27 protein-coding genes and 1 pseudogene are annotated in these 24,744 nt (G+C 36.4%); 22 read left to right on the top strand and 6 right to left on the bottom strand.

Going from position 1 to position 24,744, the window contains the following annotated elements; genetic code table 11:
• Nucleotides 1-24: 24 nt before the first annotated feature.
• The 11 genes and pseudogenes from AC07U8_RS16445 (at nucleotide 25) to AC07U8_RS16395 (ending at nucleotide 6,609) form a co-directional block, all read left to right on the top strand.
• Nucleotides 25-450, top strand: a complete 426-nt coding sequence (locus AC07U8_RS16445; RefSeq protein ID WP_419280295.1) for a hypothetical protein — start codon at nucleotides 25-27, stop codon at nucleotides 448-450.
• Between the two features lie 132 nt (nucleotides 451-582).
• Complete coding sequence (locus AC07U8_RS16440; protein WP_494738298.1) at nucleotides 583-1,170, top strand: hypothetical protein; 588 nt, start codon at nucleotides 583-585, stop codon at nucleotides 1,168-1,170.
• Entirely contained in the window at nucleotides 1,167-1,538 is a 372-nt protein-coding gene (locus tag AC07U8_RS16435; protein ID WP_494738297.1) for a UCP019853 family protein, read from the top strand. Before AC07U8_RS16440 ends, AC07U8_RS16435 begins: the two co-directional genes overlap by 4 nt.
• A 348-nt stretch (nucleotides 1,539-1,886) precedes the next feature.
• Nucleotides 1,887-2,114: pseudogene (locus AC07U8_RS16430) on the top strand (hypothetical protein); the annotation flags it as partial.
• A gap of 116 nt (nucleotides 2,115-2,230) precedes the next feature.
• Nucleotides 2,231-2,695, top strand: coding sequence for an SMI1/KNR4 family protein (locus tag AC07U8_RS16425; protein ID WP_494738296.1), 465 nt, complete (start codon nucleotides 2,231-2,233; stop codon nucleotides 2,693-2,695).
• Nucleotides 2,696-2,818: 123 nt separating this feature from the next.
• The gene (locus AC07U8_RS16420; RefSeq protein WP_494738295.1) at nucleotides 2,819-3,052 is read left to right on the top strand and encodes a hypothetical protein; all 234 of its coding nucleotides are present in this window, start codon (nucleotides 2,819-2,821) and stop codon (nucleotides 3,050-3,052) included.
• Between the two features lie 211 nt (nucleotides 3,053-3,263).
• The gene (locus AC07U8_RS16415; RefSeq protein WP_494738294.1) at nucleotides 3,264-3,914 is read left to right on the top strand and encodes a hypothetical protein; all 651 of its coding nucleotides are present in this window, start codon (nucleotides 3,264-3,266) and stop codon (nucleotides 3,912-3,914) included.
• A 177-nt stretch (nucleotides 3,915-4,091) separates the two neighbouring features.
• Complete coding sequence (locus AC07U8_RS16410) at nucleotides 4,092-4,661, top strand: thioesterase (protein WP_494738293.1); 570 nt, start codon at nucleotides 4,092-4,094, stop codon at nucleotides 4,659-4,661.
• Between the two features lie 137 nt (nucleotides 4,662-4,798).
• Complete coding sequence (locus AC07U8_RS16405) at nucleotides 4,799-5,254, top strand: hypothetical protein (RefSeq protein ID WP_494738292.1); 456 nt, start codon at nucleotides 4,799-4,801, stop codon at nucleotides 5,252-5,254.
• A 231-nt stretch (nucleotides 5,255-5,485) separates the two neighbouring features.
• Entirely contained in the window at nucleotides 5,486-6,109 is a 624-nt protein-coding gene (locus tag AC07U8_RS16400) for a hypothetical protein (protein WP_494738291.1), read from the top strand.
• A 101-nt stretch (nucleotides 6,110-6,210) separates the two neighbouring features.
• On the top strand, nucleotides 6,211-6,609 hold the full coding sequence (locus tag AC07U8_RS16395; protein ID WP_494738290.1) for a hypothetical protein: 399 nt from the start codon (nucleotides 6,211-6,213) through the stop codon (nucleotides 6,607-6,609).
• 163 nt (nucleotides 6,610-6,772) lie between these two features.
• Here AC07U8_RS16395 and AC07U8_RS16390 read toward each other — a convergent pair whose 3' ends face one another.
• Nucleotides 6,773-7,180, bottom strand: coding sequence for a hypothetical protein (locus AC07U8_RS16390; RefSeq protein ID WP_419300951.1), 408 nt, complete (start codon nucleotides 7,178-7,180; stop codon nucleotides 6,773-6,775).
• Nucleotides 7,173-8,513, bottom strand: coding sequence for an MFS transporter (locus tag AC07U8_RS16385; protein WP_494738289.1), 1,341 nt, complete (start codon nucleotides 8,511-8,513; stop codon nucleotides 7,173-7,175). Before AC07U8_RS16385 ends, AC07U8_RS16390 begins: the two co-directional genes overlap by 8 nt.
• A 100-nt stretch (nucleotides 8,514-8,613) precedes the next feature.
• Here AC07U8_RS16385 and AC07U8_RS16380 point away from each other — a divergent pair, with 100 nt between their 5' ends.
• The 6 genes from AC07U8_RS16380 (at nucleotide 8,614) to AC07U8_RS16355 (ending at nucleotide 16,128) form a co-directional block, all read left to right on the top strand.
• Nucleotides 8,614-9,507, top strand: coding sequence for a LysR family transcriptional regulator (locus AC07U8_RS16380; RefSeq protein ID WP_494738288.1), 894 nt, complete (start codon nucleotides 8,614-8,616; stop codon nucleotides 9,505-9,507).
• A 202-nt stretch (nucleotides 9,508-9,709) separates the two neighbouring features.
• Nucleotides 9,710-10,390 carry a paraquat-inducible protein A gene (locus tag AC07U8_RS16375; protein ID WP_081409333.1) on the top strand — a complete coding sequence of 227 codons (681 nt, stop codon included), beginning with the start codon at nucleotides 9,710-9,712 and terminating at the stop codon, nucleotides 10,388-10,390.
• Nucleotides 10,387-11,193 carry a paraquat-inducible protein A gene (locus AC07U8_RS16370; RefSeq protein WP_494738287.1) on the top strand — a complete coding sequence of 269 codons (807 nt, stop codon included), beginning with the start codon at nucleotides 10,387-10,389 and terminating at the stop codon, nucleotides 11,191-11,193. Before AC07U8_RS16375 ends, AC07U8_RS16370 begins: the two co-directional genes overlap by 4 nt.
• An 11-nt stretch (nucleotides 11,194-11,204) precedes the next feature.
• Nucleotides 11,205-12,872: a PqiB family protein gene (locus AC07U8_RS16365; RefSeq protein ID WP_167468956.1), complete on the top strand. Its 1,668-nt coding sequence runs from the start codon at nucleotides 11,205-11,207 to the stop codon at nucleotides 12,870-12,872.
• Nucleotides 12,862-13,605, top strand: coding sequence for a PqiC family protein (locus AC07U8_RS16360; RefSeq protein WP_494738286.1), 744 nt, complete (start codon nucleotides 12,862-12,864; stop codon nucleotides 13,603-13,605). The genes AC07U8_RS16365 and AC07U8_RS16360 overlap by 11 nt, the downstream gene beginning before the upstream one ends.
• 321 nt (nucleotides 13,606-13,926) lie before the next feature.
• A complete protein-coding gene (locus AC07U8_RS16355; RefSeq protein WP_494738285.1) occupies nucleotides 13,927-16,128 on the top strand; it encodes a TonB-dependent siderophore receptor in 2,202 nt (733 codons plus the stop codon).
• Between the two features lie 115 nt (nucleotides 16,129-16,243).
• Here the strand turns inward: AC07U8_RS16355 and AC07U8_RS16350 are convergent, their stop codons facing one another.
• From AC07U8_RS16350 to AC07U8_RS16340, 3 genes are read right to left on the bottom strand one after another with little or no spacing between them, the layout of a single operon-like run.
• Complete coding sequence (locus AC07U8_RS16350) at nucleotides 16,244-18,478, bottom strand: phosphocholine-specific phospholipase C (RefSeq protein WP_494738284.1); 2,235 nt, start codon at nucleotides 18,476-18,478, stop codon at nucleotides 16,244-16,246.
• A 26-nt stretch (nucleotides 18,479-18,504) separates the two neighbouring features.
• The gene (locus tag AC07U8_RS16345; RefSeq protein ID WP_315078487.1) at nucleotides 18,505-18,810 is read right to left on the bottom strand and encodes a hypothetical protein; all 306 of its coding nucleotides are present in this window, start codon (nucleotides 18,808-18,810) and stop codon (nucleotides 18,505-18,507) included.
• Between the two features lie 14 nt (nucleotides 18,811-18,824).
• Complete coding sequence (locus AC07U8_RS16340; RefSeq protein ID WP_494738283.1) at nucleotides 18,825-19,691, bottom strand: DUF4344 domain-containing metallopeptidase; 867 nt, start codon at nucleotides 19,689-19,691, stop codon at nucleotides 18,825-18,827.
• Between the two features lie 371 nt (nucleotides 19,692-20,062).
• On the opposite strand from AC07U8_RS16340, the gene AC07U8_RS16335 reads away from it, so the two are divergent.
• The 5 genes from AC07U8_RS16335 (at nucleotide 20,063) to AC07U8_RS16315 (ending at nucleotide 23,710) form a co-directional block, all read left to right on the top strand.
• A complete protein-coding gene (locus tag AC07U8_RS16335) occupies nucleotides 20,063-20,929 on the top strand; it encodes a metal-dependent hydrolase (protein ID WP_494738282.1) in 867 nt (288 codons plus the stop codon).
• Between the two features lie 30 nt (nucleotides 20,930-20,959).
• Nucleotides 20,960-21,397, top strand: coding sequence for a PaaI family thioesterase (locus AC07U8_RS16330; protein ID WP_004717695.1), 438 nt, complete (start codon nucleotides 20,960-20,962; stop codon nucleotides 21,395-21,397).
• Nucleotides 21,398-21,568: 171 nt separating this feature from the next.
• Nucleotides 21,569-22,249 carry a glutathione S-transferase family protein gene (locus AC07U8_RS16325; protein ID WP_239045083.1) on the top strand — a complete coding sequence of 227 codons (681 nt, stop codon included), beginning with the start codon at nucleotides 21,569-21,571 and terminating at the stop codon, nucleotides 22,247-22,249.
• Nucleotides 22,246-23,019 carry an SDR family NAD(P)-dependent oxidoreductase gene (locus AC07U8_RS16320; protein ID WP_494738281.1) on the top strand — a complete coding sequence of 258 codons (774 nt, stop codon included), beginning with the start codon at nucleotides 22,246-22,248 and terminating at the stop codon, nucleotides 23,017-23,019. The genes AC07U8_RS16325 and AC07U8_RS16320 overlap by 4 nt, the downstream gene beginning before the upstream one ends.
• A 1-nt stretch (nucleotide 23,020) precedes the next feature.
• Nucleotides 23,021-23,710, top strand: a complete 690-nt coding sequence (locus AC07U8_RS16315) for a Rossmann-fold NAD(P)-binding domain-containing protein (RefSeq protein WP_494738280.1) — start codon at nucleotides 23,021-23,023, stop codon at nucleotides 23,708-23,710.
• A 66-nt stretch (nucleotides 23,711-23,776) separates the two neighbouring features.
• Here the strand turns inward: AC07U8_RS16315 and AC07U8_RS16310 are convergent, their stop codons facing one another.
• The gene (locus tag AC07U8_RS16310) at nucleotides 23,777-24,673 is read right to left on the bottom strand and encodes a LysR family transcriptional regulator (RefSeq protein WP_494738279.1); all 897 of its coding nucleotides are present in this window, start codon (nucleotides 24,671-24,673) and stop codon (nucleotides 23,777-23,779) included.
• Nucleotides 24,674-24,744 lie beyond the last annotated feature (71 nt).

The following is a 24,744-nucleotide window of genomic DNA, read 5'->3' as shown; positions in this document are numbered from 1 at the left end:
ACATCAATAATTTTGGAGTAGAAAATGTCTGTTAGTGCAAGCATTGAAATACAGTTTTTAGATAAAAAGCCGATAGATATAGTAATTCTATTATTAAATGCAGGATGGACATTCAATGATAATGGGCATCAAACTTATCTCCCAATTGGTGATAATGATGAATGGGATTGGGTTTGGGATAATTTAAACAATGAAGATTTATTGGCAATTTTAAAAAATAAACAAGAGTTAAGTGAAGTTATTGGAATTGGTATGACATGGTCTGATTCTAGTAGAGGAGGTGAGTTAATATTTGAAAAAAATAATTCATTAATTTTTAATATATCAAATAATAGGTTAATAAGTGAATCAACTGTAACCGATTTTGATTGGTATTTAAAAAAGATTGTTTGTGCATTTAATTTGCATGGTGTAGTTATAGAAAGTATTTCATGTTATGAATATAAATAAATATTTTAACCATAGTAGATTATATAAGTTAAATTTTTATAAGTTTTCTCATTATTATGAAATGAATCAAGCAATTAAAGTTTCTGCTATTTAAAGCAGAAACTTTAATTTATTGGTTCTGCAATCAGTCCATTGAGTGCTTTAGGTTCATTGACTCGTCTATTGGGAGTGGACGATAAGACAGCAGATAACTTGGCAATAGGTGGAGCTTTGATTGGTACAGTTGTTGGTTCAGGTGTAGCAATAAAAACAGGTGGATTTAATGATACGCCTTTAGGGAAAAGTGATATTACTATTTCACCGCATTGGGGAATGTCTGTTACTGAAAACGCAAATGGCCCAAAAAATTCGGTAAAAAATTATTCAAATACAAACCAATTACAACCTAGTAATTTTGCTAATTCTCAAAAATTAACAGAACATTTTAAAAAACATGGAGGAGAGTTCAAAAAGCTAGGAGTTACGAATGAACAAGAGTATTTAAACTTAAGTAGAGAAATTATCAAAAATGGTGAAAAAGTTGAGTACAATTATAATGGTCAAATTAGCACAGGATATGTAGCTTATATTGGTAATGATTCAAAAGGTAAAGCAAAATTTGCTTTGGTTGGTACAAATGCTCAAGGGCAGATAACAACTCTTCATACTCAAAGTGGTAAGGATTTTTGGAAAACAATTAATGGTAATGCTCAAGATAAAAGCATAAAGGTCGTAAAATGAAATATCAGATAGAAATATTAAGTGTAGATGAATTTGTTGAAAATGTTTTGAAAATAAATTTGAGTGGAGTGGTACTCGAAGTATTAACACTGAATTTGCCATTTCCTTTAGATAAAACACATCATTATATGGTTGATTTAGAACCTAAAGTATTTGATGATTATCAAGTTATTGAAACCAATGAGGAAGTTGGATTTAAAAAAATTGGAAATACTTTGGGTTATAACATTGTAGGAGTATTAATTAATGGGGTTATACATGTTGATGATTTATTAATATTTGATGAAATTTTACTAAGTGATTATGGGTATTTAGATAATAGAAAAGTGAAGTGGGTGGTTGATAGAATAGATATTGATTTTGAATGAAATGAATTTTTATTCTCGAATTTTGGAAAAAACATTATTGCGGAGATGAATTGTTTTTAATATATAAAAGCAAATTAAATTAGAGGGTAAAACGGTGTTAAAGTAACTCTGAAAATTCTTTTATATGAATTTTTGGAGTTGCTAATATTGATGTTGTGATTACCAATCCAAGTTACGTCGCTAAAGCTCCGTCTTGCGAAGTGGCGGAGCAGTCTCCGCTCCGCTAAACACTTTTCTGATGGAACTTTAACAGATCATGGCAAACTGAATTATACAGGAGCAATTGAGCTTAAAGATATTCAAGACCATAGCTCAGAAAATAACCGTGGTTTCAATGTATCAACCAGTGTGGGTAAATCTATCAAAGGAGAGAGTAAGGAGAGTTCATTCCATCCAAGTGGTAGTACAACGGTTGGCTTACAAAGTACAGGTAATGAAAAAGAGCAGTTAGCTAAAGCGACGATGGGTCAAGGTAGTGTAACCAACACGACAACGACCAGTAACCGTGATATCAATAATACTCAAGAAATCACCCGAGACCAAGTGACAGGTTTATTGAATGGTTCAGTGACTGTATACAAAAATAACATCATAATGCTCAGTCAAAACCAAATAACTTTCAATTGTTACCAAGAGAGATACATGATGCAGTTAGACATATTGGTGAAGCAAGTTTGAGTGGCGGAAAATAAATGAAAAATTTAACTGTAATGTATGATTTTGGAACTGTTAGTGAATGTCTTCTTTTAGATTTTATGAAAAACTATGGATTAACTTTACCTAAAAAATATATAGAATTAATTCAAAAACATAATGGCGTCCAGTTCGTAGAGAATTGTTTTGATTATATAGATTCCAATGGAGATATTGGTGAGTCCAGTATAGGTTTTTGTGCATATGGAAATGAAATTGGTGCTGATAATATTTATAAATTTCAAGATAATGATGGTTTAGGGTATGATAAAGTAATTGTATTTGGTGTTAATGGGCGAGGTGATTATATAGCCTTTGATTATCGCCAAAACCCTACGACTGATGATCCACTAGTGGTAATTATGTATCATGATGATTTTATAGAAGAAAATTTTAGATCTAAAATGAGAGTTGTCAAGGTGGCAGATACTTTTGATGAGTTTTTAAAACTACTGCATGATTAGTGGGTATTTATTAAATAAAAGAGCTGTTATTCATGTAACAGATTTTTTATTTAACTTAATATGGAAATAAAAATAATTTTAATTTTGGAGTGTTATTTTACTTATCGAGATAGCTGGTTGGAAATGAAAAAAATTGGAAACAATCAAATTTTTTTAGAATTTGATGAAGAGTTTAAAAAATCGAAATTAATACCATTGAGATTATGTGTTGGTGGAGAATACTTGGGTACTTTAGATTCACCAACTTATGTTACTAGTTTTATTAATTCTTTGAGAAAATTATTGACGGATAGTTATTATTACAGTGAGTTTATTAATGATGAAAACTATAAATGTTTTTTTACTCTGAAGGGGTAATTTCTGATTATTACAGGATTGTACTAGAAGAAACATTTGATGATTTTTGTAAGAGGGCTGCAAGGAATAATGATACAATTTATTTCACATGGTTTTTATATGAAGATCATTTTTTTGAATATAAAGATAATATTGAAAATAAGTTGGTTTTTTCTAAATGCCAAAGTTCGGATTTACTTAATTTAATAAATAGTTTTCTTGAGGAAATAAATTGATTAGTAAAGAAAAACTTGTTGAAGTATTAATGAATAATTATCCAGAAGTTGTTGGGGTATGTAGTGAGAGAGTGGATCACTTAATTAAAGAAAATAACATTCAATTAAGGTCAGAGCATAGAAGCTTTTTTGTTTTATATGGTAATACTACTTCATTAATAACTAGTATGTTTGCTGATTGTACGTTTGATAGATTTGAACAATATTATTTAGCTCAACCTCCATTTGAAGAAATTCATGATGAAGAAAAGGTTCCGTCTGGAACAATTTATTTTGGCCATGATTTTAATGATGAATTTTTATGTATTGAAAATAATACAGGAGAAATTTATGTTTATGGCTTCCAAGAAAAAGAAGCACCAGCATATTATGAGAATATTGATAGTTTTCTAATTTATTGTTTTTTTTGGCTTAATGATAAGGATCACTTTTTTGAAATTGTTAAAAAAGATATTGTTGTTGAAAATATTGAACAATTTAAATTAGATAATGAAGCTTTTAAAATAAAAAAAATTAAATGTAAGGGTGTTAATTATTACTACTATTGTGGTGTATTAATTGAATTTAATGCAGAAACAGGAAGTTATAATTTATATAAGGGTGGAATATTAAATTGTTTGACTGATGTTGTATTTGGGAATGGTTAATAAATATGAGGTAATGAATTTATTATGAAATGCCTTGATAATACAGGGGGGATCAAGATGGAATTTAGTTATTCTTAAGTAAAAATAACTTAAAAATAGGACCTGAATATTGAAAATTTATGATGAGATTTGGAAATCTTGGATATTGAATTGAGTATATACTGAAAGGTAAATAATATGGGACATTCTGCTTGGATTGTTGAAGAACAAAAAAATAATCAATATGATTTTTATTTAGAGATTTTAAATCTTAATAAAATTGTTACTGAGAATGGTATGGTATTAGATTTAGCAGATTTTATTTCTAATGCTGAGATTGTAAATATTCAGAGTGAAATTGACATATATATACATGGTGAAACATATATTGATGAAAATGGTGAAGAAAGTGTTGAAACTTTGGAAATTTTTTTTACTAATCTAAGTGTTGATAGTGATTTTTATATGGATGCTGATAAAAATTTTGTTAAGTTAATTAAAAGTGTAGAAGAAAATTTTTATAAACGTCAGTTTTATATTCATGATATTAATTGGTGTGTTGATAAAGCATTTAGAATAATTTTGAGCTATATGAGGTCGAAAAAAAATCAAAATCCATTGTTCTTTTTAGAATCAATAGTCGATTTTTTAACACTAAGTGACTTAGAACGCTTATATGAATATTATGGTGGAAATTATATTAAAATTAAACCAGATATTTGGTGCGGTGTGGCTTGGGAGAAAATGTTGAAAATGAGAAGGTCTTAGATTTTTATTTAATCAATATAATTTTTTAATTGAGTGTGTGGTACTCACTGAATCATTATGATGATATTAGACCAGATATGAGCAGACCAATATCATAAACTAATAAATCATACGGAATTACGTGGAGGAAATTGAAAATGAGTAGTCCAAAATTATATGCCTTTTTTTGTGCTGAAGAATGTAAAAAAAATGAAGAGCTAATTTTAAGGATTGATAATAATCTTAAAACAATTTATGAAGTTTATTCGTATTGTTCAATTAATATATATGATAAATATAAGTATATAAACTCAATACTTCCTGAGAATAAATTATTTTTTGGTGCAAGTCCTGATGGTTTTTTGGATTGTTTAACTGAATTTTTGGATCAAAATATAAATTTATTACGTATTGAAATAATAGATAAAGGTAATGAAATTTCAGAAAATGAAATTTATGTATTCCTGCATGGTATTTTAGCTAATATATTAAATCATGATTATGATTCAAAATTAAGGATTTTTGTTTCAAAAGAAATATTAAATATATATTTAAGAGAATCAAATCGATTACTTGATTTAGATACACATCCAGATGACTTTGTGATTTATTAGAGTTATCTTTTAATGTTTTGAGATCGGATTATCAAAATATTGGATGATTTATTGAATTTTTTAAACACAGATTTAATTTATTCATCAGATTTATGGAAATGCGACTAAAGGTGAAAACTGGCAAGTTTTGAAACTAAAAGAGTCCTTGTCCAACTTGTAATTTACCAAGTAATCAAAACATATATAATCAAGCTAGCCATAAACCAAATAAAGTTATTGGGATTCATCCGAATGCAAAATAGTAAGCACCTTTTTGATTTTTTAAAATTAAGCTGTACAGAAATTATTTTAGGTGTAAACGAAAAGGTGTTGAATGATTTTTTACATCAGCATCGTTTAGCCTTACGGCCTGATCATCATGAATTTATTCTTGAGTATGGCAATAGTGATGAATTACTCTTAGGGTATTTTCTAAATTGTACTTACGCTAAATTTGAAAATGTATATAGCCGTTTTAATGAAGCTTTAGCAGGTGATTTACCTGATGGGACAGTTTATTTTGGAGCTGATTGGTCTAGTGAAACATTATGTATAGAAAGTTTAACAGGTAGTATTTTTATTTATAATGATATGGAAAAGGACTTGTTGGAATATGAAAGTATAAATGCTTTTTTATTTTATTGTTTCTTAAATGCATTATGGGCAAGGAAAAAATTTGAAGAAGTTCATCAAAATATTAAAATTGAAGATGTCGAGAAATTTTTTTTAGAAAATGAGCAATATTATCTTCAAGGCTTGGATAGATCGCATTATAAATATTATTTAAATGGTAATATGATTGTTGAGTTAGATTGTATTGGTGGTATTGCTACATTAAGTAGAGGTGGTATTTTAGATTCTTTGATCAAAAAATAAAGTAATGGTAACAAAGGGAAGATAACAGGTGTATTTTCTGTTATCCCTGACACACCATAAGCTATGGATATCATTAAAACAGAACTCATATCAGAGATTTTATGATGCAGTATATGATTGAGTGGTTAAGAAACAATCGAAATGATATCTTACAAAAATATCCAGAAGCAGACCCTGAATTGTCTTTCTTTATGGACTATTTTGTTACATGTACTGGAGGGTATACTTTTATTGATATCCTTAAAAATGCTATTCGAAGTGAAGGTTATAGCCTCCAAGAGACATCAACTTATTTACTCATGAATAGTGTTGTGGATGAAGGGCATGTGGTTGATTCAGCAGAATTTTATTTTTATGATGAACTTGATGGTAAAGTGCCATTTGAAGTTTTTGCCTCGGTTTTGGAATTAATAGCATTAGCATATGCTGAATATAATCCAGATGATAATGGACAGATTATTGATCTTATACCACGCCTAAAACGAGTTTATGGTATTTAATTAGTAGCCTATCCATGCTTTTAAAAAGAAATGACTTTTATTTTTTAAAGTTAATTCATAATCATAATTACAAAGATAAAGCTAATTTTGATTCTATTGCTATTAATTGCAAGAACAATGAATAGCAATTTAGACTTTTGTATAAATAAACTCTTCACACAATTTAACTCGATGAGGCCAAATTGACCAATGTTTCATGTAGATAAACCCAATAACATTGACCTGATTCAACTTTGATACAAGCCGTCGATATGCGTAATGTATCAGGTTCATGGCTTTGTTGAAGTTCTTGATATTGAATCCAGCAGTGGTTGTCTGCTTCAAATAAAGCACGCGTATTCAAGATTTTAATTTTTAACGCAGGTTTATTACCTACATTTTGACTAAACAAGGCATTTATTTCGGGTAAACCAATGACATTGCCTTGCGTCGTAATCATTTTAAAATTTGGGTCAAAACTGGCTAAGAGTTGATTCAAGCTTTCTTTTGCATTTTGACCTGTAAATACGTTTTCAATCAAAATATGTAAATCGATGACATGTTGTAATGCATTGTCCATAGGATTAGACATGGGTTTTCTCCTTAAAAATGGAAATTAATGATAAGAGGCAGAGCAAAGCTGCAATCAAAAAAGTATGCTGATAACGTATTAAGTCATTTGCAGCAGGCAACAGACTAAAGATTGAAATAAGGGCAACTGTACCTAAACTAAAAGCGACTTGTCGATTAATGTTCCACAGCACACTGCCTTGTAATAAGTCTTGGCCGTTAAAATCGATGAGGGCACTGATTTGGGCAGTATTGGCACTTAGACCACCCCCCATTCCCATCAGTAGATAAGCAACAATCAAGATGCTTAAATCATTGGCATTTGAGACCCAGAACAACAGTGAAATTCCTAAGCTATGTAGCGCAATACCGATTATAAAAAGCTGCTTTTTACCGAGATGGCGATAGAGAAGTCCACCACTGGTCATCGATACCAATGCACCTACTGCATAGAGCAGCATAAATAAGCCAGTCTGTTTTGCATTAAACCCAAGGTTACGTTGTAAATTAAAGATATTCAGTAAATTCACACCAGTAAAAATACCAGGTACTGCGTAATAAACGATAAATGCATTGCGTAAATTATAATTTTTTAACAATTGCAAATTAAGAATCGGATGAGCAGATCCTTTCGCGTATTTGAGATAAATCAGAAGCATTGTGACGGAAAGCAGAAAGCTACTGATCGCGAGTACTACACTATGGTAATCATTAAATAATGAGAAAGAGAGTAACAAACACAATAGGCTGACATTGACCATTAATAGTCCTAAAAAGTCAGGTTTCCCAGACGTTTTAGCTTGAGTTTCTTTGATCCATCGCCACGCTAAAAAAGCAGTGATCATGGTAAAGGGGATATTGGCAAAAAACACCCAACGCCAAGATAAAGCATCAATAATTATGCCGCCAATTGTTGGTGAGAAGGCTGGTGCAATTAATGCGATTGCCATGATCATTGTGGAGATATGTTGCCGTTCATGATTTGGAAACAGTGCAAATACCAATGCTTGACCGACAGGGATTAATAATCCGCCAGCCACACCCTGAACAAATCTCCAAAAAATTAAACTATGGATTGATTCACTCATGCCAATCAACCAAACACTGACAGAAAAAAGCAGCATTGAATAACACAGCAATTTCCGATCACCCAATACGCTTGCTAACCATAAGCTCATGGGCATGATTAAAACCAAACCTAAAATATAAGCATTGCTTACCCATGCAACCATCGATGGGCTGACTGAGAAAGCTGTTGCTATATCGGGTAAGGCAATTGCTGACATGAAAATATTGATGCAATCAATAAAGAACCCAAGTAAAAACACTGCTGCTATTTTATAGCGATATGACATAGCGACCTCCAAGATGCAGGAGGGTACGATTCAGGCCTTTTATTGTCGATGCATGCGAAGTAAAATCATTGTTTAATAATTTCAAACAATCAGTGTGATTATGCAAAAAAACCTAAAACAGATTATAAGTTTTCTGCAAGTGGTTGATTCAGGATCATTTACCAAGGCTGCGGAGATTTTGGGGTTAAGCCGATCGATGGTGAGTATTGATATTAAGCATTTAGAACAGCATTTAAATGTGAGTTTGCTGATACGTAATACGCGCAATATCGCACTGACTGAAATAGGCAAAAGCTTTTATGAGGATTTCAAACACATTCAATTGCAAATCGAAGAAGCTTTTGAGCGCAGTCAAAATTTAGCCACAAGTATCACAGGGATATTACGTTTTTCATCGACCAATGAATTTGGACGGAAATTCATTTTACCTTTGCTGGGTGAGTTTTGCCGCCAATATCCTCAATTACAACTACAATATTCATTTAATTCTTCTTTAGATGATTTAGTCACTGAAAAATTAGATTTGGTCATTCGGTTGGGAAACTTAAAAGACTCATCGATGCGGACACGAAAAATTGCTGAATATCCGATTTATTTGGTTGCCAGCCCTGAATTTTTAAAACGTTATCCAATCAATAGCATTGCTGATTTAGCACATGTTCCTTGGATTGGTCATCGCTTATTGAATTGGCAGGATGCGCAATATGTTTTACAAAATGATCAAGGTGAAAAACATACATTGCCTTTTGTTAGAAGTCAGTATGAATCTAATTCGGCAGAAGTGATACATCAGATGACACTTGCTTCATTGGGCGTTGCGATATCGCCAGCTTGGTTGGTCGATGAAGATATTCAGCAAAATCGTTTAACTCGGGTGTTAGCTGATTTTGATTTACCTGTGCAAAATGTTCAATTGCTCTATCCGAATACGGGAACATTACCTGCAAAAACTCGTGTCTTTATCGATTTTTTGGTGCAACGACTGTGTCTTTAATCATGTCAAAATAGGCGCTTGCTATTGCGTATAGATAAAATGCATGGTCAATTGTTAGACTAGATTTCGCCAGATCAATTGTTTATATAAAACCAACAGGATATCATCAAAAAATATCACAACTCATCTGTATACATCTCAGTAAAATATAGCAAGATGAGCTTCGGTCTAAAAAGAATTTATAAAATGGTGTTGATGTTCTATGCGTGAGCCGTCCTCCTTTCCGCCAGTTTCTGTGCCCTTGAATCAGCAAGCATTGATTCAAAATGGTGATATTGCACCGCAAACACTGGTTGCCTGTGAGGAATGTGACACGCTCTATCATCGAATTCAGCTGACCCAAGGTGAGCGTGCTTATTGTCTCTGTTGTGGTGCTGAGCTTTATCGGCAAAGCAAACCATTTAGTGTTTTACTGGCAATGGTAACAACAGCGCTGATCGTATTTGTGATTGCCAATAGTTTTCCGATTGTTAAGGTGGAATTGCAGGGGAATGATTCCCAGACGACATTACTGGGTGCTGCATGGGCAATGTTTCATGCAGGGCAAGGGCCCGTAGGTGTGCTGATTCTTATCACGACTTTCGTGGTGCCTCTATTGGATTTATTGCTGCTGTTCTATGTACTTTCATCAGTTCATTTTTTTAAAGTTCGGCCTCGTTATTTAGTTGCAGCATTTCGTACCCTGTTTTTATTTAGAACATGGGGAATGGTTGAAGTATTTTTGATCGGGGTATTGGTCACCCTGGTTAAACTGGTCGGGATGGTTGTGGTGATTCCGGGTGTTGCATTATGGGGATTCTCCATACTGAGTGTGTTGCTGGTTTATATTGCCTCAGTAAAAGTCAAAGATCTTTGGGATGAGATCGACAGGAGACTCTCATGAAAACTGAACAGTCTCAGGCTAATTTTTCAAAATACTCAGCGAATATCGACAGTAAAAATTCGCTGCAATATCCAAGAGCCAAAGATTTGTCTTTGGTGCTTTGTCATTGCTGTGGAACGCTCAATAAACAGGTTCCAGACGCTGAAGCAAAACAGGCTTCACATTGCCTGAAATGTCATAGCGTGCTGCATCAACGTAAACCAAAGAGCTTGGACAGAACCCTTGCTTTGGTGATTGCGGCGAGTATTTTATATATTCCAGCCAATGTACTTCCGATGACCGTCACAGATTCTTTGTTAGGCAGTCAGCAAGACACGATCATGAGTGGTGTGATCTATTTTTGGCAGAATGGGGATTATTTGGTTTCTGCTGTTATTTTTATGGCCAGTATCTTTATTCCCATGTTAAAACTTTTAATTCTGTGTTTTCTGTTGATTGCAGTAAAAATGCAGTCTTCTAAACGTTTGCATTTTTCACCTGAGCATTGCTCAATGCTTTATCGGATTGTCGAGTTTATCGGTCGATGGTCGATGATTGATGTTTTTGTGGTGGCTTTATTGACCGCCCTGATTCAGATTCAATCACTGGCAACTATTCTCGCTGGGCCGGGCGCGGTTGCTTTTGGTGCAGTCGTGGTTTTAACCATGTTTGCTTCACTGAGTTTTGACCCGCGTATTATTTGGGATAATTATTCTGCTGCCCAGAATACGCGCAACAAGAACGGGCTTTCCCTGCAAGGCTCAGATGTGATTCACGTGGATCATCCTCCCTTGAATCATGATTTATCCAATTCCAGTCAATAAAACAATGATGGGTGTGTATGTCTGAAAATAAAACCAATAACGAAAGCTCAGATCATCAGGATCCTCATGCTGTAGATGAAACGCAGCAGATTTTGCCTGAACCTGAGAAAAATAAAGGACGCTGGCGACCATCGTTGATCTGGCTGATTCCGTTTATTGCCTTGTTGATAGGTCTGTCGTTGGCAGTCAAAGCGGTATTAGATACTGGTCCGACCATTAATGTTGCTTTTAGAACGGCTGAAGGACTGGTTGCAGGTAAGACGACTGTTCGTTTTAAACAAGTGGATATCGGTCTTGTTCGCCAAATTGATCTTGCCGATGATCATTCACATGTCATTGCCAAAATTGAACTGCGTAAGGATGCCAGTAATTTTGCTGCAAAAGACTCACGCTTCTGGGTGGTTCGCCCACGCATTGGTGCCAGTGGTGTCTCTGGAATTGATACCTTATTGTCGGGTGCTTATATTGAAGTTGATGGCGGTAAGGCAGAACAAAAACAGGATGAGTTCACTGGCTTAGAAGTTCCTCCAGTCATCTCATCAGATGTACCGGGTAAAATCTTTTTCCTCAAAGCCAATAACTTAGGTTCACTGGATATTGGTTCTCCTATTTATTATCGTCAGATCAATGTGGGGCAAATCACGGCTTATCAATTGGCCAAAGATGGTAAGAGTGTTGAGTTACAGACCTTTATTCAAGCACCTTATGATAAGTTCGTGACCACAGATGCGCGTTTCTGGCAGGCCAGTGGTGTCGATGTCAGCTTAAGTGCATCAGGATTTAAGCTAGATACCCAGTCTCTGGTGAGTATTATCGCTGGCGGGATTGCTTTCGGTTATCCTGAAAATTCACATGCTGCTGTTGCTTCGGATCAAAGTCGTTTTAATTTATGGGATTCTCGTACTGAAGCATTGAAAGAGCCAGATGGCAATCCACACCGTATCATTATGTATTTTGATCAGTCTTTACGTGGCTTGTCGGCAGGTGCACCGATAGACTTTATGGGGATTGAAATTGGTAATATTCAGTCGATTAATGCGGAGTTTGATGCAAATTATACTCAGATTCGGATGCGGGCTGAGGGGGTGATTTATCCATCTCGTTTAGCCAATGGCAAAGAACTTGATCCTGATGGTGTGATTTTTAAACGCTTTATCGAAAGAGGCTGGCGTGCTCAGATGCGTACCGGAAATCTACTGACAGGGCAGAACTATATCGCTTTTGATCTATTCCCTAAAGCAAAACCAGCAAACTTAATCATCAGATCAAATGGTGTGATTGAGGTTCCAACCACACCAACCGAGTTGAAGGGATTACAAGCACAAGTATCGCAAATTGCGGATAAACTGAATAAATTCCCATTGGTGGAAATTGGACAGGATGTACGTAAAACCCTCAATAATATGAATTCAGCGATTAGCTCTACAGATAAATTGGTGAAACAGTTGGATGGGAAAGTCGCGCCAGGACTACAGGCGACTTTGGATGATGTACGTAAAACCATGCGCTCTACTGAAACCATTCTATCCAGTGATGCGCCAATGCAACAGGATGTCCGCCGTGCTTTACAGCAAATGACACGTGCTGCCGCATCTTTACAGTTAATGGCTGACTATATTGAACAACACCCTGAATCACTCATTCGTGGGAAAACGCCTGAGGTTAAGAATGCTAAATAAAAAAAATAGCTCACATTTTCTGTCCTATTTGCCGCAGTCTAGTCGAGCAGGTTGTGGTCTGTTACTGGCCATTGTGGGTTTAACGGGCTGTTCCAGTTCGCCTACACCAAACTACTATAGTTTGACGCCAACGGTTAAACCGTTGGTGAGTTCAAATGTACGGGTGATTGAAGTACTACCAGTGGGATTACCAGATCGTTTAAACAGGGCCCCCTTAGTCTTACAGGACAGCAGTGGTAAATCTAATGTATTGGATAACGAACGCTGGACGTCCACGTTGGGGGCAGAGTTACGTGATGGTTTGTCTGCGGGTTTGCAACAGAAATTAGGTGCTGTCGATCGTTACAGCAGTGGTATGACGGGTGGTAAAGTCTCTTACCGTATTGCAACCGACTTTTCTCGGTTTGATATTATTGAACACTCCGACACACGTTCGTTAATGGGTGCGATGAATCGGGATATTGAGGTGGCAGTTGCTTGGATTATTAAACGTGATGATCCAGCCAGACCCTTAAATCAGCCAACAGGTGTACAAAATGCAGTTTTGCCTAACCGACAACTCAGTTGTCGAATGGCATTTACCGATGCAGTTGGTGCAGATGGCAATAAAATTGTCGATATTGTCAGTGTTTCACGGCAGTCATTGAGTAAGGTGGTTGAAGCAATTGCTGCTTCTGTTGTTGCGACTGAAGCCAATAAAGCTGTAGTGATGGAAGGAGTGACCTGTGCTTAGGTTGATGTGAGAGTCCGTCAACTGTAAAACTAAATATAGAAAACTTAAGTTTCATCGTTATTTAAAATTCTTCAATTTTTAAGATATTGAAAGAGTCGTTTGTCTGGTCGCGAAATAATGCAAGTAGTTATGCAAAGCTTTCATTTTAGTCACAGGGTTTTGTTCGATTATCAATGCTACTTGTATTATGTGATTCTCTAGGTTTTTGTTTATACATTTGTGCTCAGTTAGAGGATGGATTAAAAAAACATCAGGAGAATCAATGTAATTGAAATTAAACTAATATATAATAATTATCATTTGCAAATGTTATTGATTATCATGAAGTGTTTCCCTCCAAATAAAGTATGGCAAGTTATTATATCAACACCATTATTGAGCACTCATATCTATGCTGCTGTAGATGAGCCAACAGCAGCATTAGCACCAATTATTGTTCAAGCAGAGATGAATGACGATATAACAGAACATTCTAAAAAATATAAAAAAGATAAATCATCACAAGCAACTAAAATGAATTTAGCGCTAAAAGAAACCCCTCAAACCGTGACTGTCGTGACTCAACAAAGAATGCGAGATCAGGGACTAAACACCATTGCAGAAGTTATGCAACAAGTATCTGGGGTAAGTATCGGGTATAACGATAGTGAACGGCCCAATTATAATGTTCGAGGATTTGCAGTAGACAATATTCAAATTGACGGAATTGCATCTTCCTACTCAGGCGTTAGTGGCTCTGTTATTGCGATGCCTGTTTTTGACACAGCTGTTTATGATCATATTGAAGTATTAAAAGGTGTAAATGGTCTAAATACCGGATTGGGAGAACCTTCTGCATCAATTAATATGGTGCATAAAAGACCAGAGCAGGCATTTAAAGCGCAAGTAGGGGCAAGTTATGATAGCTTTGATGGTCGTAGATTTACAGGAGATATCACCGGAGGCATTTTGGCAGATGATAAATTGAATGCTCGCTTGATTGTCACAAACTCACAAGGAGGCACAGGTAAAAATAATTATGATAAAGATACAAAAACGATTTCAGGGTCATTAACATCAAAAATTACTGAGCAAACGCACTTAACATTAGGGATCGATTATCAAGATGATGATCCTAAAGGTTTAGGTGGTGGTGTGCCAATTTTCTATAGTGATGGAACTAAAACAAAATTTTCATCAGAAGATAACTTTGGTTCTATGGATTGGGTAAGATGGCAACGGAAATTGCAAAATAGTTATATTTATTTAGATCATAGTTTTAATGACCACTGGAAAACTAGAGTATCTTTTAGTCGACAAGATTTAGATGCATTTGCCAAAACATCATATGCCTATAATGGAAACTTAAACCCAAATGGTACAGGTTTAAGTTATTCTCATTGGGCATCAGAAGGTGATCTAAATCAAAATACTTATGACATCACTGTCAATGGTTTGTTTAACTTATTTAACCGCGAGCATCAGATTGTTTTTGGTTTGAATGGTTGGGATCGAGAGGCAAATGAATATGGTTTGAGTTATCCAGCTTATTCTGCAACAAATACAATTAATGATTTGGCAAGTTTCTATGGAAATACTTCTCCAGATTTTAAACCTCAAAGAACAGGTATCGATAAAAGTACTGAAACGAAAATGTTAGGTAGTTTTGTCAATGCGCGATGGAATCTGACAGATCCTTTGAAACTGTTTACAGGGGTACGTTTATCCGATTGGGATACTCAAACGAAGAATTACAAAAATGGTCAATTGACTAATATTACTTCAAAACAACAACAATCAAGTATCCTTATTCCTTATATTGCTGCCACATATGATATTTTTTCAAATTCAACAGTGTATGCAAGCTATACAGAAATTTTTAAACCTCAGTCCAATCTTGATATTAATGGTAATTTTTTAGACCCTGTAACGGGCAGTAATACTGAATTAGGTTTAAAAAATAGCTTGTTCAATGATCGGTTAGATCTGAATGCGGCGATTTATTATGCAAAAAAAGACAATGTTGCTGAACAAATTGCAGGGACTGGTGTGAATGGCATTGACGCACGTTATAGAGCAGTAAAAGGGGCGGAAACAAAAGGGTTTGAAATAGAAGCATTGGGGCAGCTAAATGACGCGTGGACACTTTCTTTTGGTTATGCTTATAACGAGACTGAAGATGCAGCAGGGAATAAAGTAAATACAGCAAATCCTAAACAAACTGCAAAGCTAAATACAAGCTACCAATTTAAAGGTGATTTAGTGGGATTAAGGGTCGGAGGCAGTCTAAATTGGTATGGTTCAAGTTACGACTACATTAATATGGGAACACGGACTACGCCTCATTTAATTAAAGCTGAACAAAAAAATTATGTTGTGACCAGCTTATATGGTGCTTATGATATTAATAAGAAAACTAATATTTCATTGAATATCAACAATCTATTTGATGAGCAATATTATACACGTATTATTGCCAGTTATAAGACAGGTTATATGGGGGATGGCAGATCAGCAGTTGTTTCCTTAAATTATAAATTTTAATAGATTTTATTGTTGATAGATAACAGCACCCCAGTTTTAAATAAATCTGGGGTGCAGTTAAATTTGATTCAGTGTTAACAATCTAAAAAACTGAATATTCAAAATTCTTTAAATATTAAACCATCGCTGGATCACTGACAGAATCTGCTCCTGTTTCAACGCGTCCTGCAAAGCGTCGATAAAACTTAGTGTCCTGAGTACAAGTTACGGCAAAATCATACCATTGCCATGTATCTTTCAGTTCCCAATGTCGTGTTGATGTTTGACCTGCTTTTACAGTGATTTTTAACGCTGCATCACTGCGATACACGACTGGGCTAATGACCAATTCAACATCTTTCGTGCCCGTATTGGTCAGGTCTAAATAAACATTACCATTGGCAATATCATAACACACTCGAATTTCAGGATTGATTTGCAGGGTTTGATTACGATTTAAATCACCTTTGAAATGGCGATGAAAACCATTTGGTCCCATCACCCAAAGATCATACAAACCTTGATTATCCTTTTTCACATTCCAAACATCATCCAGCGTTTTACCCGCTTCTACAATGTAACGACGTGGGACACGGCTGAGATTTAACTTGTCATAGACATGAAAAACTGCACCTTGAGTCCCTGTATTCGAGAACAAGAGTTTGACTGTTCCATCATTTTGACAACGTGCACTGGTATGTAATTCATAAGGCAATGCTTTAGACGGGCGTATACCACTGGCTTGAATTGGAAGTTGTAAATTGGTTGGAATCGGAACATTGGGCAACTTTTGCTGAGCTGAACGAAGTTGATCTGCTTGCTCACGGGTTTGTTTACCATTTAATTCTGGCAGTACATCTTCATTTGGGGTTTTAAAATTAAATGCTGAGGTTAAATCACCACAAATCGCACGACGATAAGGGCTGATATTCGTTTCTTTTACCCCAAAGCGTTGTTCTAGAAACATTAATACAGACGTATGATCAAACACTTGAGAGTTAACCACACCACCACGACTCCATGGTGAAATTACAAAGAGTGGTACCCGTGGGCCCGGTCCATAAACACCATTGTCTTTTTTAGGCTGGCTGCTGCTGGCACTACCCAAAGGCGCGTCATGCACATAATATTCATACTGCATATCAGCTTGGCTAAGTGTAGATTTACCTGCATAAGTATTGTCTGCTTGTAAGGTCGGTGCTGATGGAGAAGGAACATGGTCAAAATAACCATCATTTTCATCAAAATTGATCAAGAAAACGGTTTTACTCCAAACCTCTGGCACTGCTGTTAAAGCATCTAAGATTTCTTGAATAAACCAAGAACCTTGTACTGGGCTTGATGGACCTGGATGTTCACAATAGATAGAAGGTGCATTGATCCAAGACACTTGGGGAAGTTTGCCTGTTTTGATATCATTTTTAAAAGCATCTAAAAATTCTTCGGGTTTATTGCCGGGCAGGGTGTTTGCGATACCTTTATACAGTGGATTTTTAGCATTATCAGTTGTGGTATCATAAGCTTTATAAGGTAACGGTTGCGCTGCTTTATTGTATGGACTATTTGGCGCACCACCACTTGAAACTGGGTAACCTGAAGCAATATTGGCTTTTTTAAAGGTACGGAATGCACCGAGCATGTTATCGCCCCATTCGTCTGGCATATTTTGATAGCAAATCCAGTTAACACCTGCCTCTTCTAAACGTTCAGCATAGGTTTTCCATGTGTAGCCGATATCTACGTTTTGGGGATCGCCATCAATCCAGTCCCATTCATTATTCACAAACGCAGTACTGGTCGGTACTGCGCCATTGGTGCCAGTTAAATGAAATGAACGGTTGGCATCTGTACCCGTGTGCATTGAACAGTGATATGCATCGCAAATGGTAAAAGCATTGGCTAAAGCAAACTGATAAGGGATTTCCTGCTCTTTAAAATAACCCATTGCATAATCAGTTTTATGGGTAGGCCAATTTGACATACGGCCGTTGTCCCAAGCTTTTTGGCTATCTACCCAAGTATGATTTGTACCGGGTGTACGTTGTGCATTATTACTGGATCCATCTAAATGAAAAGGGGTTAATAAGGCACCGTTACTTCGTTGTTGTTGCCATACAGTACGATCATTTTGCAAAGGAATGGTTAAGCGGTCGGCAAAACCGCGAACGCCTTTTAATGTACCAAAATAATGGTCAAATGAACGGTTTTCCTGCATCAGGATAACCACATGTTCGACATCCTGAATGGTTCCTGTTTTATTATTTGCAGGAATAGCCAATGCCTTTTGAATGCTGGCTGGAAATGTAGATAAGGCAGCAGCACCAAAACTTGTTTTAAGTGTATTTGCTAAAAATTGACGACGATTAATCACAATATTTCCCTTTGGTATTTTTATGTTTATGGTGCACAACGCATTAATGGTTTTTTAGATCCATCAGGCTGGGTAGTGGCCTGATCATCATTTGAATCATTACAAGCGGTGAGTGCCAGTAAAATGGGGAAAATATAAATGTACGATAACCATCGTTTCGGTTTTTTTAACATGTGCTTCGTCCATAATAAAGATGCCCACACATTAGACAGCGCTTGTGACAGCAAGGTGTCACCTTTATGACAAATCGTTGACATGACAATAGCGTCAGACCAGTATTTAAGTTTATGGCTGAGCATGTAGGATATTGCAGGAATGAATGGTTCCTGCATTTATTGACGGCCTTTTATTTTAAATGTTTTTTAAGCAAAGCATCCCATCTTTGAACCAATGCTGAATATTCAGTTTTACAGCCAAGTGCTCTGCTTTTGGGTAAGTATTTTTCTTTGACCAGATACGCATATTTTTGTGAGTCAGATCCATAAACATAACATAAGAAATTTTCTGCTCTTACCCATTCAGGTGAGTGTCCTTCAGGTGTAAGTTTTCTTGAAACGGCTGGCCCTTGTTGCTCTAGCCCATAAGAGTCTGAAATAGAAATTAAATAATCTTTATCTTCATCATAAGTTGTTAGGATATAAGCAGCGACTTGATCAGCATAATCTTCTTCGAATTTATAGGGGATATCCAATCCAAGTGTATCTATCAAGGCATGGCCTGCCTCATGATACAAAGTACCAAGTGCGCTTTGAAACAGCTCATCTTCAAGTTCGGTGCCTTTAGCACCTGCTTGAGAAAATAGCTCTCTTTGTTCTTCGCCTAATTCATAACACATCTCTATTGTGGAAGTATCAGCATCATAGAATGCGTTGACTTCACCACATTCTTTGGCAATCACTTTGATATCCTGCGGTATATTGATATAGCCGTTCATATATTCCGCAAAGTCTTCTAATAAATAATTTGAGCGCCAAAATTTTTCTTCGATCTTGGTTTGGGCATGTTTAGCGGGTTGGTAAATTGCAATAAATTTCCCAGTTTGATCTTTAGCCGCATGCTTTTTATGCTGATTTGATGATGAGGGAGTCTGTTTCTGTTGATTGATTTCAGATTGATTATTTGCTGAATCAGCGCTAGTCCCACAACCGACCATGCTAATAAGTACTAAACTGATCAAACAACTTTTTAACGTAAGGTAGATCTTTTTGTTCATATGTCTTCTCAAAACAAAAGTATGAAGTGTTTTTATGTGCGAATGCATGTGTTGAAAATGCTGATTGTCTACATACATTTTGGATCATCAGTAAAGTTCTAAGGTAGCCTGAAATAGGTGAAATTCATGTAATTAAATCATTCATTTCAATGTGTTCAGCCTGTATCTCATTTCTTTATCATTTCATCATCATGTTATTTTTACAGTTTGGCTGCGATCAATTGTCTTTATAGGAACAGGTCTGTCATTTAAGGACAACCTGAAGCTTTAGCGTATTCACATCATTGACAAGATCAGCATGGATCATTATTTTAACTCAACAAGTTCTTTTTTAGAACTTGTTATTTTAAGATAAATTCTTGAGGTGAACCATGTCTATATCAGCGGTGAAAGAAAAATCAAAGCAAAAAACACCTGCATCATTTCCAGTACGTCGTATGGATTATGAATTTCAGGATATGCCCAAGTATTGGTGTAATGATGAACCAACCTTTACTCATTACTTCACAGGTCTATCGACACTTTTTCCTGAAGGTGAATCGTACTTTGTCCGTTCAGTACGCGCTTTACGTGGAAAAATTAAAAACAACCCACAATTAGATCGTGATATTGGTGCCTTTATTGGGCAAGAAGCCATGCACTCTAAAGAACACCATGCTTTTCATGTCAGTGCACAGCAATATGGTTTAGATCCTGAATCCTTAGAAAAAGCCACGGGGATCATATTAAAAGCGGTAGAACGTGCCTTTCCTAAAAAATGGAATCTCTTGGTCACAGTGGGTCTGGAGCATTACACCGCAGTGTTGGTGGTGGAGATGATGAAAAATGTCAATGAGTTAATGACCGATACCACTATTCGCAATTTATGGTTATGGCACAGTGTTGAAGAAACCGAACATAAGGCTGTGGCTTATGACATGTATGAATACTTATATGGTAAGGGCTTAGATGCCTACATTCCTCGCGTGGCGATTTTTACATTTAGTCTTGTGCTGATCACACTATTTTCTAATGTATATCAAGTGGTGTTAATGTCGAGAGATAAACAAATATTAAATCTTAAGTCTTGGACTAAGTTTGCTGGGTTTACAGTGCAAGCCTATCGTAAGCTGGTACCGCAATTTTTCTCTTATTATCAGTTTGATTTTCATCCGAATGATACCGATGAATCCGAAATTGTCGCACAAACTAAAGTAAAAATTGGCTTATCCCCTGAACAATCAACCCTTCTCCAATAAGTATTTTATTTATCAAAATAGGAAATAGTGATGAACCCACTCAATATGACTGGTCTGGAAATTATGCAAGCATTCCAAAAAGGACTGGTGCCAGCGCCTGGTATTGCAAAAACCATGGGAATGGAGGAAGTAGGTGACGTTGAATATGGTCGCATTGTATTTATGGCCATTGCGGATGAACGTCATAGCAATCCATTGGGTGGAGTACATGGTGGTTTTGCCGCAACGATATTGGATTCAGTGACAGGGTGTGCCACACATACCGTCTTGGCTGCGGGTGAGGGCTATGGAACCACTGATCTTGCGATAAAAATGTGTCGTCCAATGCCGTTTAATAAAAAGTTAATTGCTGAAGGTAAAGTCATCAACGTAGGGAAAAACTTAGTCATTTCAGAAGGCTATCTTCGAGATGAAGAAGGAAAATTGTATGCACATGCAACAGCAACCAATATGATCATCCGTCGTTGAAAGATTCTATTTATGCATCATGGTTTTGAACCAGAATTTTTTGGATCATGGCTTTTAATTCAGATTTTTTGATTTATCGCCTTTGAATCAGGCCGTTGATGTATTAAGTGCTGATCCTGTGATGTAGTTTATCGAATATCAATCGACCCAACGTTAAGCTGAGAATATAAAATGAATTCAGTTGTATTACATCAATGGGAAATCTCACCTTTTTGCCAAAAAGTTGCCAGGATGTTGCAATTTAAAGGGATTGCTTATCAGACTGTGGATTATAACGGTGTACTGGGCGCAAAAGTGCCAATGCTCAGTAAAGCAGGCAAGGTTCCTGTTCTAGATATTGATGGTCAACGTATTCAGGACAGTACCCGTATTGCACGTTATCTTGATGATGCTTACCCAGACTTACCACGTTTATATCCTGCTGATCCTTTGCAAAAGGCCTATGTTGAGCTTTGGGAAGATTGGTCAGACGAGTTGTTATATTTCTATGAGGTGCACTTTCGTGTCAGTGATGCTGATGCCTTAGATCATGCGGTTGAAATGAGTGCAAAAGGTCGCCCCAAACATGAAATATATCTGTTAAAACCCTTGCTCAAAGCAACATTAAACCTGCAACTTAAAATGCAGGGGACAGGTCGCATGGCCACGCAGGATATTGAGGCGGAATTTATTCGTCATTTAGAGCGTATCGAATTGGTGTTGGCGCAAACAGGGTGGTTGGTTGGCGAGGGTAAAACACTGGCTGATATTGCGGTTGGTTCGCAGCTTTTAGAGATTGTCCGCACCAGTAAAATTTGGGGCACTAAAATTAAAGCTTATCCTTCTATTGCTCAATGGATAGACTTGCTATGAATACGCAGAATGCAACATCTCAAAATATAGCAACATTTCCATGTGTGGTTGTTATGGGCGTAGGTGCTGAACAAGGAATTGGAGCAGCAGTTTGTCGTCGTTTTGCTCAAGAAAAATTAAAAGTACATGTTGTGGGGCGTACTTTAGCGAAAGTGCAAGCCGTGGCTGATTCAATCAATGCGCAAGGTGGACACGCCGTAGCACATGCTTTGGATGCTGAAAATGAACAACAAGTGCAGACTTTTTTTGCGGAGAGGAATGCGCAAAAGGAGCATCTCGTCGCTGTTATTCATAATGTGGGGGGCAATATTCCCTCAATTTTTTTAAAGACCTCTCTTCAGTTTTTTACTCAAATGTGGCGTTCTACTTTTTTATCGGCTTTTTTAGTGTCACAACAAGCCTTAAAAATCTTTGAACAACAGCAATATGGCACACTGATTTTTACCGGGGCAAGTGCATCTCTTCGTGGTAAACCTTTTTTTGCGGCATTTACCATGGGCAAATCTGCATTACGTAATTACGCATTGCATCTCGCCCAGATGTATAAGCCTCAAAATATCCATGTTGCACATATTATTGTTGATGGCATGGTCGATGGTGATCGTGTCAATAAGGCGGTATTTGGTTTAGGGCGCTTACTGAGACTTACACGAGGCACAGGTGGATTAAATATCGAAGCGATTGCTGAGAATTATTGGATGCTTTATCAACAAAAGCGTGATTTATGGACCCATGAGCTGGATTTACGTCCTTATCAGGAGAAATTCTAATATGTACAATTTAATTCCTCCATTGCTGAGAAAAAAATCCAAACTACAGGGCTGTATTGTTGTTATTGGCAACGAAACCCACTCGCTCAGCCAGCTTTTTGTGGATCAAGCACACAATAGTACAATGCCTGTATATCAAGTTCAGCATGATCCTATGCAAACCAATCTAAAGATTGAGCAACAAGATTCAGGATTAAAGCGGGTTCGTTTGAATCTGATCAATCCGACTGCTTTAAAAAATTTAGTTGGCTATATTCAACGAACAGGGCATTCAATTGAACTGTGTATTTTCCAAGCTGATTTTTCAAAATCATTGTCGAATTCCGATGCTTCAGCCCAACAGGTCGAACAGCTTTGGCAAAATACTGGTTTGGCTGCGGTAAATATTGCCCAAGCGATTATTCGACAGATGTTGATAAAGTCACAAGGAACTTTGATCTTTCTAGGAACACAGCCCAACTTGATCGCTGAAAATAATGGCTTAACTCAGAGTATGTTTGCCAGTATTCGGGCATTGGCACAATCTTTGGCAAGAGAGTTTCATCCTAAAGGTATCCATATCACTTATTGTATGTTGGAAAGTTGGCATAGTCAGAATGTTGTCTTGATGGATTCGGTTAAAAATATGTGTTGGCATCTTTATCAACAACCTGATTCAACTTGGAGTCAGGAATTGAGTGTTGGCGTATAAATACTATGGGGATCAATGCGAGAGAGCGCTAGTTAATCATATCCATCAAGCAGCGTGATTCAAACTTCAAAGCAATGGATTATCCTGAAACAATCGTACAATCCATTCGATAAAAACTTTTTGTCGTGGTGAAACCAGTGTTTTTGATGGATAAAGTAAAGAAATAGGCAGGGATGGAACAGGATAGACAGTTAAAATTTGACAAAGTGTGCCTTGCTCTAGCTCAGATAAATAACCATAACGCGGTGCTTGGATGATGCCAAAATGCTGTTTGGCTGCTGCTGCATAAGTATTTGCACCATTGACTTGAATCTTTAACGGCAATTCAAAAAACTGTGTTTTCTTGCCTGTCACAAACTCAAGCGGCAGTGGCTTTTGTCGAGCAGAAGAATAAAATCCGACCATAAAATGTGATTGCAGATCGTCTAAGCGTTGTGGTGTGCCATATTTTTCTAAGTATTTGGGACTGGCTAATGTCACTTGTTGAATATCGCCCAGATGCCTGACAATTAACTCACTATTATTGAGCTGACCTATACGAATCACACAATCAATGCCTTCTTTTATCAGATCTACATAACGGTCGCTTTCGGTGAGTTGCAACTGTATCTGTAGAAACTCAGTTAAAAAATCATCTAATTTTGGCAGAATAAAATGCGCAGCAAAAATACCATGAACTGCGATTTTTAAAGGCCCTTGAGGTTTTGCATCAAGAAAATCATGATCAGACTCATTGATATAAGCCAAGATATATTTGCAGCGCTCATAATAAATATGGCCTTCATCGGTTGCTTTTACCTGACGAGTGGTACGCAACAATAAGCGCGTATTGAGTTGGAATTCTAATTGTTTAATTGCGTCGCTCAGGGTTGAGCGTGGCAGATTTAAGATCTGCGCAGCTTTGGTAAAACTTTGTTGTTCAACCACATTGACGAAAGCAGACATTGCATTGAGTTTATCCATACGCCATTCCAATTGTTCGATTTATTCGGATAAAGATGTCAGATTTAACGAGATTATCTGGTTTTATCTGA

The organism is Acinetobacter sp. GW821-FHT01E09, from assembly GCF_059422385.1.
This window is presented reverse-complemented; position numbering and strand designations above follow the sequence as displayed.